A 14,872-nucleotide genomic window follows, 5' to 3' on the forward strand; every position below is an offset into this window, starting at 1 on the left:
AAATGTATGACAATTTCTTAGCAAACAGTTCCAGCAACTAAATACCAGTCAGCATTGCTCTTGCTTTTTTACTAATAAGGATATAACAGTATTTAAGCAAAAAAAGGAACCGCAGTTTTGCTTTCGAAAAAAACTAAAAAACACTCCAACCGTTAGATTCTATCCTAACAGTTGAAGTGCTTTGCTGTATTATTAAGAAGCTTGGAACTGTGAGTTATAGAGGTCTGCATAGAAACCGCCGGCTGACATCAGCTGGTCATGGTTGCCTTGTTCAATAATATTGCCGTCCTTCATAACTAATATCAGATCAGCATTACGGATAGTAGACAGCCTGTGAGCAATAACGAATGATGTCCGTCCCTCCATCAGTTTATCCATGGCTTGCTGAATCAGTTCCTCCGTTCTGGTATCAACTGACGAGGTCGCTTCGTCCAGAATAAGAAGAGGAGCATCTTTCAGTAGTGCACGGGCTATAGTCATCAGCTGCTTCTGACCTACCGACAGACTGACCGAATCATCGAGCATGGTATCATAGCCTTGCGGCAGAGTCATAATAAAATGGTGTACACCGACAGATTTAGCAGCTGCAACAACTTGATCATCTGTAATATTTTCCTGATTATAGATTAAATTCTCTTTAACCGTGCCTTCAAAAAGCCAAGTATCCTGCAGGACCATCGCAAAAGCATCATGAACTTCTTCACGTTTCATCTGATTGATATCAATTCCGTCAATAGTAATACTGCCGCGATCAATGTCGTAAAATTTCATCAGCAGATTGACAATCGTTGTTTTACCGGCACCGGTTGGGCCGACAATAGCAATTTTCTGTCCAGCCTGAGCAGCCGCGGAAAAATCATGAATAATCACCTTGTCCTTCGAATAGCCAAAGAAAACATCCTTGAAGGCAACATCACCTTTAACCGCTGTAAGCTGTCTTTCTTTAGCCCCTTCATCACTCATTTCTTTTTCATCCAGAAATTCAAAAACTCGTCCCATTGCAGCACGGGCTGACTGTAATTGTGTGACTGCCTGTGCAATCTGTGATAAAGGCTGCGAGAAAATACGGACATAGGTCATAAAGGCGACAATTGTCCCCATTGTGATATCGCCATTGATAGCCAGAGTAGCACCGACAATACAAACCATGACATAGCCAAAATTTCCGATAAACTGCATCATAGGCATCATAATTCCTGAAAAGAATTGTGACTTCCACATACTTGTATATAAATTTTGATTAAGCTGATTAAACGTTTCTTTGGTCTGATCAACAGCACTGTAGCTTGTCACAACATTGTGGCCGGTATAAATTTCTTCAACATAGCCATTAACCTTAGCCATATTATCCTGCTGCCGGGTAAAGAAGGGCTGTGTTTTACTCATAATAAAAATAACAAGAATAAAGCCGATAAAAACAGAACCGATAGCGGTTGCTGCCAGAACACCGTTAGTTCTTATCATCATAAAAATTGAACCGAATAAGAGTACAACAGCAGCTACAAGCGAGACTAAGCTTTGATTGAGTGACTGCGTCATCAAGTCGACATCGTTGGTCACACGAGAAAGAGTGTCTCCCTGAGGGTGGCTGTCAAAATACCGCAAAGGCAAGACATTAATCTTATCAGCGATGGCATTGCGCATCTTTTGTGAAAATTTTTGGATAATAGTTGTGACAATAAAGCTGGCTGTATAAGAAATAACCGCACCGGCTCCGTACATAAGTGCCAAAGTCATGGCAATCCTGCCAATTTTATCTAAATCAAGCTGTCCGGCCAATCCTTCAGTGATAGCATCTGTAATCTCTTTTAGCTTATCAGGACCAATAACAGTGATGCTGCTTGAAATAACCGTAAACACAACAGCGAGCAAAAAAGCTGCGCGGTAACTTTTAATATAAGGAGCCATTTGGCTGAATAAAGACACTTTTCTTTTATTTCCCATTTTCTAACTCCTCCTTAGATAGTTGTGAATAAGCAATTTCCTGATAGACTTTATTATCAGCCAGCAGTTCTTTGTGGGTTCCCTGACCGACCACTTTGCCTTCATCTAAAACCAAAATTTGATCAGCATCCATAATTGTTGAAATACGCTGAGCAACGATCAGCTTAGTCATCCGATCGGTCTGCTTAGCTAGGTTTTCACGCAGAATACGGTCTGTTTTATAATCTAAGGCTGAGAAAGAGTCATCAAAAATCAAAATTTCTGGTTTGCGCGCTAAAGCACGGGCGATAGCCAATCGCTGTTTTTGACCGCCCGAAAAATTGGTACCCCCCTGAGCAACTTCTGCATCCAGTCCCTGCTCTTTATTAGCGACAAAATCTTTGGCTTGCGCCAAGTCCAAAGCCTCCCAAATCTTATCATCATCAAGCGGCGTTTGACTGCTTACCCCAAATTCTATATTGGAACGAATTGTTCCGCTGAAAAGAACTGCTTTTTGCGGGATATAACCAATTTTACTGTTTAAATCCTCATGACTGTAATCACGAATATCCACACCATCAACTAAAATACTGCCTTCTGTCACATCATAAAAACGCGGGAGCAAGTTAACGAGAGTTGATTTCCCAGATCCTGTCGAGCCAATGAAAGCTACCGTCTGACCTGATTCAGCCCTAAAACTGACATGTTCGATGACGGCCTCAGAATCTTCAGCATAGCGGAAAGAAACATCTCTAAAGACAACGGTGCCGGTCTGATTGCCCGTTTTATCTCCTTTTTCTTTAAAGGAAACAGTTGAATCCAGTGCCAATACTTCATTAATACGGCCGGCAGAAACAAGTGCCCGCGGCAAAATAATGAAGATAGCCACCATCATCATAAAGCCCATGACAACTTGCATAGCATAGGATGAAAAGACCACCATATCACTGAAAACAGCCACACGATCTTTAACATCAGCCGCAGCCTGGCTCATATCGGCTGCCGACACGCTGATACGATCAATTAAATGTGCACCAATCCAATAAATGGCCAAAGTCAAACCGCTTGAAACCAGTGTCATCACAGGATTCATAAGTGCCATAAGCCGATGGACAAAGAGATTGAGCTTGGTCAATTTATCATTTTCTTTGGTAAATTTTGCATCCTGATAGTCTTCAGCATTATAGGCACGTACCACCCGGATTCCCGAAAGAATTTCTCTGGTCGTGCTGTTTAAAGCATCAGTTAGAGACTGAATCTTACTCATGCGCGGAAAAGCTACAAACAGCATAACTGACAGTAAAATCAGCACAATAAACACCGCTCCGCCGACAGACCAGCTCCACTCTGAACTTTTGCCCCAAATTTTCGTCAAAGCCCAGACAGCCATAATCGGACCGCGGGTTACAACCTGCATTCCCATTGTGATAAGAATCTGCAGCTGAGTTAAATCATTGGTTGTCCGTGTCAGCAGGCTGGGGATAGAAAATTTCTTAATTTCAGCATCCGAATAATCCATCACCTGATTAAAAATGTCAGCCCGCAAACGGGTAGTGAAACTGGCTGCTGTCCGTGCTGCCAAAAAGCCAACAACTACTGCACTCATAAAACTGGAAAACGACAAGATAAGCATCTTGGAGCCTGGCCCCATGATATCAGCAGCAGTCGTTCCTTCAGTCTGCAGCAAAGTGGTAATTTCCGACATATAAGACGGCGTTTTTAAATCCATCCAAACAGCCAGACAAATGAATACTGTGCTAAGGAAGATCATCCCCCATTCCTTAGCATTCAAGCGCTTAAAAATTTTTAACATCTCCTATATTCTCCATAAAACAAGATACAAAGGCCGTTAAGAACGCAAAGAGAAAATAGGCGTCCAACCGCTGAGTCACTAAAGACTCAAGGGAGGGCGGTCTTTTTCTCACAGCGTTTAGGCCGTGTTCAATTCACAAGATACAAAGGCCGTATAAAAATCCGTAGGAAAATGGCGGTAAGTCCGAAATCTGTGATTTCGCAGACGCACCCCTGCCAAGATGACTAGAAGGGTGCGGTCGTCTGTCAAGACGGCAAAGCCTTCAGTCAGCTACGGCTAGGGTCATTTAACAAGATGCTTGCATCACGATGACAGCCATCTTTTTCACTAGGATTTTAGGCCGTGTTCGATTCACAAGATACAAAGGCCGCTCAAAAGTCCATCCGAGGGTAACACTAGTTCTACTGCGGCTTGTAAACCGTACAAACAGTGATTTTAAAAAGGGGCACTGTCCCGCTCGCAGGCACCTGCAGCTGTTCTATCATCCTGAGGCTTGAGCAGCTGTTCTTCAGTTTGCGCTGCTTCTAATTTATAAGAATCGATATTGGTTTGCAGCTGCTGGCTGACTTTTTTGAGGATTTGTAAATCAGCACAAGTGATATCCTTGAATAAGTATTCCCGCATATCCTGATGAAACTGCTGTAAAAGCGGCAGTTTGAGGCGCCCAGCATCTGTTAATACGATACGTTTCCGCCGTTTATCAGTCTGGGACAGAGCCGTTGTGATAAAACCGTTTTTTTCCATTCGTTTAATCAGATTGCTGCTGACCGATTTAGAAATTTTTAAAAACTGTTCAATGTCTTTGATAAAAATTTCATCACTCTGATGCTTATCCAAATAGAGCAAAACATGCCCTTGAGGACCGGCTAAATGTTCGATGCCGTTTTTTTTAGCCAGATCATCAGCCAGCTGTTCTATCTGATTTACCAGCAGTTTAAGATTAGATATTGCCTGAACCATCTTACCCCTTCCAACATATAGTTATCATGAGAACTATTATATTTTTCAAGGCGAAAATTGTCAAGAAAAAAACTTTCAATTCTGCTACCTAACACTGTTTTTTTCTATAAGGATAATGCTTTTTAATCATAAGCACCCGTCAAACGGGTGGTTTATTTGTCACGCGCCTTACAGAGTGTAACGAACTTAAAGCCGCATAAAATGAATGAAAGCGGGACAAAAATTGGTAAATTGAATAAAATGACGATTTCGATTTTACCGTCCTGCCTCCGTACAGTTGATTAGGGAGATCGCTATTCCTTTCGCAACAAGGGATAAGAATTTCCAATCAACCACTTCGTCAAAACCATATCTTTAAAAAAGCAAAATGAGGCAGGACTTTTGTCTCTGCCTCATTGAATCTATATGTTAAGAAAAAGCGGTGACTGCTTAAAAGAAATTTAGAGAACTTAGACCACACCTTGAGCAGACATCGCTTCTGCCACTTTAAGAAAGCCTGCAATATTGGCACCTAAGACAAGGTTGCCCTCTTCACCAAATTCTTTGGCTGCTGCTGCTGAATTAGCATAAATATCTTTCATAATCTGATAAAGTTTACTGTCAACTTCTTCGAAAGTCCAAGGAGTTCTCTGGCTGTTTTGCGCCATTTCCAATGCTGAGACAGCCACACCGCCAGCATTGGCTGCTTTAGCTGGGCCAAAGGATACACCTGCTTCATGGAAAATTTCAATAGCTTCCAAAGTCGATGGCATATTAGCACCTTCTGTTACTGCAATAACACCATTTGCGACTAAATCCTTAGCATCTGCCGCGTTTAACTCATTTTGAGTTGCGCATGGGAAGACTAAGTCAGCCTTAATCGTCCAGATAGAGTCGCCTCCGGCAGGAGTAAAGACAGCATGCGGATGATGTTCAGTATATTTCACAATACGCGCACGCTCAACTTCTTTCAGTTGCTTAAGAGTTTCAAGATTAATACCGTCTTTATCATACACATAGCCTGAGGAGTCTGAAACAGCCACAACTTTTGCCCCCAGAGCATGCAGTTTTTCTGTCGCATAGATGGCAACATTGCCTGAACCTGAAACAATAGCTGTCTTCCCAGCAAAGCCTTCGCCGCGCGCTTTAAGCATTTGCTCAGCAAAATAAACAGCTCCGTAGCCAGTAGCTTCTGTACGGGCAAGCGAACCACCGTAAGTCAAGCCTTTACCTGTAAGCACACCATTCTTGTAGCCATTCAGACGTTTGTACTGCCCGAACATATAACCAATCTCACGTCCGCCAACACCAATATCACCAGCAGGCACATCCGTATCAGGACCGATGTATTTCTGCAGTTCAGTCATAAAGCTTTGTGTAAAGCGCATAACTTCATTATCTGATTTTCCTTTAGGATCGAAATTAGATCCTCCTTTCCCACCGCCAATAGGAAGGCCAGTCAGTGAGTTTTTAAAAATCTGTTCAAAACCAAGAAACTTAATGATTGACTGATTGACAGATGGATGGAAACGCAATCCACCTTTATAAGGGCCAATCGCCGATGAAAATTGAACGCGATAACCGCGATTAACCCGAACCTGTCCTTGGTCATCTACCCAAGGCACTCGAAAAGAGAGTACGCGTTCCGGCTCTACTAAACGCTCAAGAATATTTTCTTCAATATATTGGGGGTATTTATCAAAAACTGGCACCAGTGAATCAAAAACTTCTTCTACCGCCTGTAAAAATTCTGCTTCATGGCTGTTCTGCGCTTTCACTTTTTCAAAAACACCTGCAACATATTCTTTACCTCTTGTCATATCATTTCCTCCGAAATCTGAGATTAATAATTTTTACTATGTAAAATAGTATAAATTTTCTGAATATTTTTGTCAAGTCTTTTTCTGCTTTTTTTGAAAAAAGGTGTTTTTCATGTTATAAAACATAACATAACTCTCTCGCCTGAATTTCTCAGAAAAAGAACAATTTATAACCAACACCTGCTGGCTGCAAAAAGACAGACTTTTTGACTTTTATGGCTCATATAGCTATAATACAATTAGTATGATGTTCATTTATTAAGCTTAAAGCGCAAAAGAGAGACACTCTTAATATTTGCTTCAACCTTAGACAGCCGTAAACGGTCTGACAAGAAGGCATCTGCAAAATCAAAGATTTCAGACTTACCATCAGCCATAGACGTCTGAAGGCTTTGCCGTCTTAATGGAATTGAACACGGCCTTTATATCTTATTTAAGGAGTTATTATATATATGAAATGGTTTCCACTAATCGCAGGGATTTTTGCAATACTGACAGGTTTTTATCTTTTTGCCAATCCATTGATTACAGTAGCGAGTCTGGGCTGGTTTCTAGCCTTGATAGTTTTTGTATCCGGGGTGACAAATTTGATGCGTTACTTTTCTGGCGGCAGAGACACCAGGTCCTTTTGGGATTTGCTGCAGAGTATTCTTTCTATCGCTTTTGGAATCGTTTTATTAAGCAGCTCTGCTTTCTCTCTTTCAGGTGCAGTTATCACTATCTTAGCTTATTGGGTTCTTTTAAGCGGTATCTTTCGTCTGGCTGCCGGAATTCAGCTGCGCAGAGCTGGAGCATTAGGCAGCAGCCCTTTGTTGTTTTCCGCAGCTCTCACAATTATTCTGGGACTTATCCTTCTGGGTCAGCCTATTTTGACAGCTGCGCTTATCGGCAGATTCATTGCCGTTCTATTTATGGGAATCGGCATACAGGCTATCTATACTTTTATTAATATGCGATAATTTTTTAGAAAGAGAGTGGGCAAAAATCGGTAAATTGTCATAAAATGATTTCGATTTTGTTGCCCCACCTCCGCACAGTTGGATGAGGTCTTAAAAAGTAAAACGAGGCAGGACTTTTGTCCCAGCCTCCACATCTTAGAAAACCCTGGTTTTTCAAAAAACCAGGGCTTTTTTCTATGGTATCAGGTTTAAAGGTATAAAAAACTGGCGACGGCTACCATGATTGGGATGGACACAAGAGATAGGACAGTTGTTAAAAGCACCAAGCGTGAGCCGTATTCATAATCACCACCATAAACCTGACTGAGCAGAGCTGTATTCATCGCCGCCGGTGAAATAACAGCTATTGTCAAAGCGAGTTTAACGGCTGACAGGCTGAACGGCAAAAGCCAAATAATCAAAATACTGATAAAGGAAGTCATAAACAGACGTAAAAAAGCTGTGTAATACGCTGCTGGATAAAGAAAAATATCTTTAAAAGCAGTTTTGTAAAAATAGGACCCCAGCACTAAAGTGGACAGGGGGGTATTCAGCTGAGCAAACGTATCAATAGCATCGGTTAAAACGACCGGCAATTTAAATGGCAAAAGAAAAAGGAGTATGCCGATGACCGTTGCTATCATAGCCGGATTAATAAAAACACCGCGTAAATTAATAACTGATTTATCCTGTGAAATCAGATAAATACCATAGGTCCACTGCATAATCTGATTAGCTACAACAAAACCTGAAATAAAGAAAACTGCTTCCTTTCCGCCAACTGCTAAAGCGAGGGGGGTTCCCATAAAACCAACATTGGCAAAAAGAATAGCGTATTTATCGGTGTTCCTGTTTTTAGGCAGAAACAAGGGCATTAAAATAATTCGGATAACGATAAGCAAAAAAGCGGAAGCGATAACAGCAAGCAGCAAAATCAACTTTTCCCAAGAAAATTCCTGACTGATAAAAGATGAGATGAAAAGACTGGGCGCAACAAACCTAGTCAATAATTTTGACAGCTCCAAAGTGATTTCTTTAGTAAAAATTCGCCGGTAGGCTAAAAAAAGCCCTGCCCCCATAAGCAAAAACAAAACAAGCAGTTTTTCAAATATCAAAGCAGCAATTGTCATAGTATTCCCCCTACTGCCTCTATTATAACACAACATCAAAAGCAGCCTCCTCAGTTTTTTCTGAGAGAGGCTGCTTTTGATTAAAATTCACTGAACAGTCTTATGCTTGAGTTTTTGCAAACTGGCTCATATACAATTCATGGTAAAAACCTTGAGCAGCAAGTAGACTTTCATGGTTGCCCTGTTCAACAATTTGGCCGTCTTTAAGCACCAGAATTTTATCCGCTTCCTGAATAGTTGAAAGACGGTGGGCAATAACAAAGCTGGTACGGCCTTCCATCAGTTTACTCATCGCTTTTTGAATCAGTAATTCTAAACGTGTATCTACTGATGAAGTTGCTTCATCTAAAATCAAAATTTTGGGATCGGCCAAGAGAGCACGGGCAATTGTCAAAAGCTGTTTTTGCCCAAGGGAAACATTGTTTGATTCCTGATTCATCTCCATGTTATAGCCGCCCGGCAAGGTCCGGATAAAATGATCAACATTGGCTGCTTTTGCTGCAGCGACAATTTCCTCATCTGTAGCCTGAAGCTGGCCAAAGCGAAGGTTGTCTTTAATCGAAGCCTCATAGAGCCAAGCATCCTGAAGTACCATACCAAACTGTCTGCGATAGTCCTGACGGGAAAGATGACGGATGTCATGTCCGTCTACTGTGATTGCGCCTTCGTTGACATCATAAAAACGCATTAGCAGATTAATCAGTGTCGTCTTTCCTGCACCGGTCGGACCGACAATGGCTACCATTTCACCTGACTGAACATCCAAGTTAAAGTTGCGGATTAAAGGTTTATCTGCAGTATATTGAAAAGAAACATTATGAAAACTAACTCTTCCAGTCAGATCATGGCTAAGGGTCTCTGTTACCTTGTTAACCTCGTTATCCTCATCCAAAACTTCAAAAATTCTCTCCAACGATGATTTAGCGCTCTGAAGTACTCCTGCCAGCTGTGTAATTGTCTGGATAGGCTGGCTGATTTGCCAAGTGTATTGAACAAAAGCCTGCATATTTCCAATTGTCAGCGTTCCAGATAGTACTTGAAGACCGCCGATGAAGGCAATAATCAAATAGGCCATATCCGAGATAGCATGCAAAACAGGCATCATAATCCCTGAGATAAAGCTGGCCTTAAATCCAACATCCCGAAGATTCTCGGTAATTTCTCGAAATTCCTCAGCAGAAGCTTCTTCACGGCCGTAGAGCTTAATCACATTGAAACCAGTTAAATTTTCCTGTACAAAACCATTCATATCGCCCAGTGCATCAGCTTGCTTTTTAAAATAAGGCTGCGATTTCTGCAAAATAAAACGGGCACTGAAATAAGTTAGCGGCACACAGGCGATAACGATTAGTGCTAAGGTAAAGTTTAGGTACAAAACCATAGCTATGACTAAAATAATAGTTAAGAAGGCGTTGATGATCTGCAGAAAACTCTGCTGCAGAGCATTGGAGACCACTTCCACATCGCTGGTAAAACGTCCCAGCATATCACCGAATTGGTGCTTGTCAAAATAAGATACCGGAATCTTGTTAATTTTTTCGCTTAAGTCACGGCGCAAATCACGGATAGACCGCTGCACCGCATTAGTCATGAAATAATTGGAGCCATACGTTCCGACTTCATAGAAAAGGCCGCGGATAAAGTAAATGACCAGTATTCCAAAAATATAACCGGTATTGATTGCTGCACCGCTGATCCCTTTAGCCATATCTAAAAGGTTGGCTGTCAGTTCTGTGATAATAAGGCCTAAAATGACCGGCTCCAGAACATTCATAATGCTGCTCAAAACTTTTAAGAAAACAGCAAGAAAAAGTGAGCCTTTATAGTTTTTTAAATAAGTCCACAGACGTAAAAAAACACTTTCTTTATGCACAATGTCCTCCCTTTTTACATACTTGTATTGAGCTGCGAGCTGGCAATTTCCCGATAAATCTTATTGCTCTGCATCAGTTCCTCGTGTGTGCCGCGGCCGACAATTTCCCCTTCATCAAGAACGATAATTTGATCGGCATCCATAATTGTTCCGACACGCTGTGCCACAATAAGGACTGTACTCTGTCCTGTAACATCTCTCAGACGGGCACGCAGCTGCGCATCTGTCTTATAGTCCAAGGCTGAAAAAGAGTCATCAAAAATATATATTTCCGGCTCTTTGACAACGGCTCTTGCAATAGACAACCGCTGTTTCTGTCCGCCGGACAGATTGCTCCCTGCCTCTGCCAGGTGAGTCGCAAACCGTTCTTCACGGCTTTCGATAAACTCTTTAGCCTGAGCTATATCGGCCGCATTATCCAATTCTTCCAGTGTTGCACTTTCTTTACCGTACTTCAGGTTTTCTTCAATCGTTCCGGTAAATAAAAGCGCCCTTTGCGGAATAAAACCGATTTTTTGCCGCAAAGCTTTCAAATTGTAATCTCGGACATCAACCCCGTCAACTAAAATTTTACCAAGGGTAACATCATAAAAACGCGGTATTAAATTAACCAAAGACGACTTCCCTGACCCTGTGCTTCCGATAAATGCAACAGTTTCACCAGGTTTAGCTTTGAAATTGATATTATGAAGTACAGGACTCTCTGTTTCGCCAGGATAAGCAAAGGTCACATTATGAAATTCCAAATAGCCCTTGGTCTCTGTTTCAGTAACGCCTCCTTCATTCGGATCGATGGAGATAGGCAGATTCATCGCCTCCTGAATCCTTTTGCTGGAAACAGCCATCCGCGGATACATGGTAAAAAGATTAGCAAACATCAAAAAGGAAAAAAGAGCATGGAAACTATATTCAATAAAAGCAACTAAATCACCGATTTTGAGAGTTCCCTGAGCTAACGGAGCAAGCGCAAACCAAACAATGACAACAATCATAGCAATAATTATCTGTACAAATAATGGCTCTGTTAAACCGGTCAGTTTGAAAAGCCGATTTGAAATGGTTTCATACTGTTCGTTTTTTGAAGCAAAACGTTGCTCCTGAAAATCTTCACGCGCGAAGGCCCGAATAACACGAAGCCCAGTCAAATTTTCTCTGACGTATTGGTTGATCTTATCCAATGTTTTTTGCTGTCTTTCAGAGAGCGGCCGCGTCTTAAAGGCAACATAGATGACAACCCAAATCAAAAAGGGAACCGCTACTGCTACAATCCAAGCTAAAGAAGGGCTGGTTACTAAAATCATAATAACACTTGAAATCATCATTAAAGGTGTCATCAGTCCCATGCGGAGAGACATCTCTGCAAACTGCATCAAAACAAAAGCATCACTAGTCATTCGGGTAACTAGAGAAGAGACACCGATTTTTTCATATTCATGGTGAGAATACTCCTGCAGCTTATCATACATATCATTGCGCATATCGCGAATCATGGTAGTCGTCAGCCGCCCTGCTGAATAAGCTATTGTAATTCGTCCGACAACACCTAAAACCACAATGACAAACATGACGCCGGCCCAAAAATAGATAGCAGAGCGATTGCCTGCAGTAATTCCTTGATTAATCATCTGCGCCAAAGCTGTCGGCAGTCCCAGATTGACCACAACAAATAAGAGGGCACCAAAAAAATCCGCAATTAACCACTTAGGATAATTTTTCAAATAAGACCAAATATAATTCATCTCTTCCTTTCTCCACACTATGATAAGATACAAAGGCCGTATAAAAATCCGTATGAAAATAGGGTCTGACAAGTGATGCTTGCATCACGCTGGCAGGCATACTCACAGAGCAGCCACACTCGTACGTTAGCTTGCGCTTCCTACGATTGCGTCTCTTTTTCAATAGGATTTTAGGCCGTGTTCAGTTCATTAAGATACAAAGACCATGAAAAGCTGCGGTCGTCATTCGCTTATCTTTTCGTACGAATGGAGCTCTTTGCCTACAGTTCTAAATCCATATTAAATGTTTTTATCATCCAGATATCCATTGCTGAATGTCCGTTTTCATTTTCCAGAGGAGCATCCAAATGTTTAAAGCCATACTTTTTATAAACACTGACAGCTTGTGGTAAGAGACTGGTTGTCTCTAGATAGATCTGCTGATAGCCTTTACTTTGGGCTTCTTTCAGAATTTTATCCATGAGTAAAGTTGAAAGACCTCTTCCGCGGCACTCCTTCTTAACATAGAGTTTCTGAAGTTCAGCCACAGCTGATGATATGGGAGCAAAGCCGCCGGAAGCAATAATCTCTCCGCCATCTTCTATAACAAAATAAGCAGCCTTATCATACTCGTTGTAGTAAGCTGTCAAATCATCTAACTGGGGATCATAATAAGCTGTCCCTTTTTTATCCAAGGAAAACTCTGTCAGGATCTGCCTTATTAAATGGGCAACTGCCCGATTGTCTTTTTTTTGGATTTCTCTAAGAATCATTTTCTACTCCGCTGTAAAACGCTTATTCTTGCTTGTCACTGAGATAATCATAGCGCTCATATTTTTGCAGCAACTCATCATTTTTTTCATCAAGCTGAGTCTGCAATACAGCCAGCTGTTCATAATCACTGGCGTTAGTCTGCATAGCAGCTGTAATTTCTTCAATATCAGCTTCAAGCTGACTGATATCAGTTTCAATAGTATCCCATTCCAACTGCTCAAAATAAGACAAGCGCTTTTTCTTTGGCTTTTCTTTCACAGGAGGCAGCTGAGATTTCTCTTGCGAATGAGTAGCTTCCTTTATTCTCTCTGCCTTGGTTTCGGATAAATAATCACTATAATTTCCAAAAAACTGGTGAATCTCTCCGTTTTTAAAGGCGAGGATTTTATTGGTTACCTTATCCAAAAAATAGCGGTCATGGCTAACCACAATAACCGGACCGGAAAAATACTGCAGAAAGCGCTCTAATACCGATAAAGTCGCTATATCCAAGTCATTAGTCGGCTCATCAAGCAACAAAAGATTAGGCTGTTCAAGCAGAATTTGTAAAAGGTAGAGCCGCTTCTTCTCACCGCCTGACAGCTTAGCAATAAGCTTACCGTGGCTGGCTGGCGGAAAAAGAAACTGTTCCAAAAGTTCAGCAACGCTGAAGAGACCATCGGCAGTTCTGACGGTTTCGGCCTTTTCCTGCAGATAGGTGATAACCCGCTTATTTTCATCCATTCCTCTAATCTGCTGAGAAAAATAACCAACACGGACTGTTTCGCCAATGTCAACTTCTCCTTGGCTTGCCTGCAAATCACCGCTGATCAGATTAAGAAGACTGGTTTTACCAACACCATTAGCCCCCACAATACCAATGCGGTCTTTATTTTGAACAAGCAAATTAAAATGACTGAACAGACTTTTCCCTCCGTAAGTCAGAGACACATCTGTAAACTGGAGTACTTTTTTGCCTATTCGGGCACTTTCAAACTGTATTTCAAGCTGATTTTGTGACTGCGTTTTCTTCAGTTCTTTTTCCAGAGTTTTAAAGCGTTTAATTCTAGCTTCTTGCTTTGTGGCACTGGCCTGGGGCTGAGTGCGCATCCAGCTCAGTTCTTGCTTGTAGAGCTGTTTTTGTTTATGTAACTGTGCTGCTTGACGCTCATTTTCTGCAGTTTTTAAACGAAGATAGTCCTGATAATTACCCTGATATTCTGTCAATTTTGCCTGATCTAATTCAAAAATACGCGTTGACAGTTTATCTAAGAAATACCGATCATGTGTAATAAACAGCAAAGTTTTTTTTCGGCTTTTTAAAAAATCAGCCAACCAGGCAATCGTTTCAATATCCAAATGATTGGTTGGCTCATCTAATAAATACAAGTCCGCATCAGCTAAAAGAACCTGTGCCAGCTGAACCCGACGCCGCATCCCACCCGAAAGACTTCCTGTCTTTTGCTTAAGATTATGAATACCCAACCGAGACAAGATTGTCTTGACTTCATTTTCAATCGTCCAAGCGGACAAGGCATCCATCTCTGACATAATCCGGTCAAGACGGGACTGATCAGCTGCTGTATAATCGGCTACAAGCAATTCATATTCACGAATCAAAGCCATTTCCGGTAAATCCGCAGACAAAACGGTTTCTAGGACTGTCTTATCATCGGAAAACTCAGCTTCCTGAGTCAAATAAGCAATTTTATAGTTATTTTTCTTAGAAAAAGGTGCACGGTCACCAGCAAAACCATGGCTGCCTGATAAGACATCTAAAAGTGTGGTTTTTCCGCTTCCGTTAACACCGATGAGCCCTATGCGGTCCAGTTCGTGAATGATAAAAGAAATCCCTTCAAAAACAGTTTTGTCCCCCACTGACTGCGTCAGGTTTTCCACCAAAAAATCATTCATTTTTCCCCCCTCTCACCAAGATACAAAGGCCGTTAAAAGAGCAAAGCAAAA

The 14,872-nt window shown here is 41.5% G+C and carries 9 protein-coding genes and 1 pseudogene; 1 reads left to right on the forward strand and 9 read right to left on the reverse strand.

All coding sequences use genetic code 11. The features are described 5' to 3' along the window. Nucleotides 1-192: 192 nt before the first annotated feature. From DDV21_RS06900 to gdhA, 4 genes and pseudogenes are all read right to left on the reverse strand, one after another. Nucleotides 193-1,944, reverse strand: a complete 1,752-nt coding sequence (locus DDV21_RS06900; RefSeq protein WP_116877664.1) for an ABC transporter ATP-binding protein — start codon at nucleotides 1,942-1,944, stop codon at nucleotides 193-195. After that, a complete protein-coding gene (locus DDV21_RS06905; RefSeq protein ID WP_116877665.1) occupies nucleotides 1,934-3,736 on the reverse strand; it encodes an ABC transporter ATP-binding protein in 1,803 nt (600 codons plus the stop codon). Before DDV21_RS06905 ends, DDV21_RS06900 begins: the two co-directional genes overlap by 11 nt. Before the next feature lie 528 nt (nucleotides 3,737-4,264). Then, a pseudogene (locus DDV21_RS06910) lies at nucleotides 4,265-4,696 on the reverse strand (MarR family winged helix-turn-helix transcriptional regulator); the annotation flags it as partial. A 449-nt stretch (nucleotides 4,697-5,145) separates the two neighbouring features. Then, nucleotides 5,146-6,495, reverse strand: a complete 1,350-nt coding sequence (gene gdhA / locus DDV21_RS06915; RefSeq protein ID WP_116877667.1) for an NADP-specific glutamate dehydrogenase — start codon at nucleotides 6,493-6,495, stop codon at nucleotides 5,146-5,148. A gap of 452 nt (nucleotides 6,496-6,947) precedes the next feature. Between gdhA and DDV21_RS06920 the strand changes: the two genes are divergently transcribed. Further along, on the forward strand, nucleotides 6,948-7,454 hold the full coding sequence (locus tag DDV21_RS06920; RefSeq protein WP_116877668.1) for an HdeD family acid-resistance protein: 507 nt from the start codon (nucleotides 6,948-6,950) through the stop codon (nucleotides 7,452-7,454). A 188-nt stretch (nucleotides 7,455-7,642) separates the two neighbouring features. On the opposite strand, the gene DDV21_RS06925 is transcribed toward DDV21_RS06920, so the two are convergent. From DDV21_RS06925 to DDV21_RS06945, 5 genes are all read right to left on the reverse strand, one after another. After that, nucleotides 7,643-8,563, reverse strand: a complete 921-nt coding sequence (locus DDV21_RS06925; protein WP_116877669.1) for an AEC family transporter — start codon at nucleotides 8,561-8,563, stop codon at nucleotides 7,643-7,645. A gap of 100 nt (nucleotides 8,564-8,663) precedes the next feature. Continuing rightward, nucleotides 8,664-10,436, reverse strand: coding sequence for an ABC transporter ATP-binding protein (locus DDV21_RS06930; protein ID WP_116877670.1), 1,773 nt, complete (start codon nucleotides 10,434-10,436; stop codon nucleotides 8,664-8,666). Between the two features lie 14 nt (nucleotides 10,437-10,450). Further along, complete coding sequence (locus tag DDV21_RS06935; RefSeq protein WP_116877671.1) at nucleotides 10,451-12,175, reverse strand: ABC transporter ATP-binding protein; 1,725 nt, start codon at nucleotides 12,173-12,175, stop codon at nucleotides 10,451-10,453. A 260-nt stretch (nucleotides 12,176-12,435) separates the two neighbouring features. Continuing rightward, nucleotides 12,436-12,927 (reverse strand): GNAT family N-acetyltransferase, encoded by a 492-nt coding sequence (locus DDV21_RS06940; protein ID WP_116877672.1) that lies wholly within the window; start codon nucleotides 12,925-12,927, stop codon nucleotides 12,436-12,438. 22 nt (nucleotides 12,928-12,949) lie between these two features. Further along, entirely contained in the window at nucleotides 12,950-14,821 is a 1,872-nt protein-coding gene (locus DDV21_RS06945; RefSeq protein ID WP_116877673.1) for an ABC-F family ATP-binding cassette domain-containing protein, read from the reverse strand. Nucleotides 14,822-14,872: the final 51 nt, after the last annotated feature.

This window comes from Streptococcus chenjunshii (assembly GCF_003086355.1).
GTDB classification, from domain to species: domain Bacteria; phylum Bacillota; class Bacilli; order Lactobacillales; family Streptococcaceae; genus Streptococcus; species Streptococcus chenjunshii.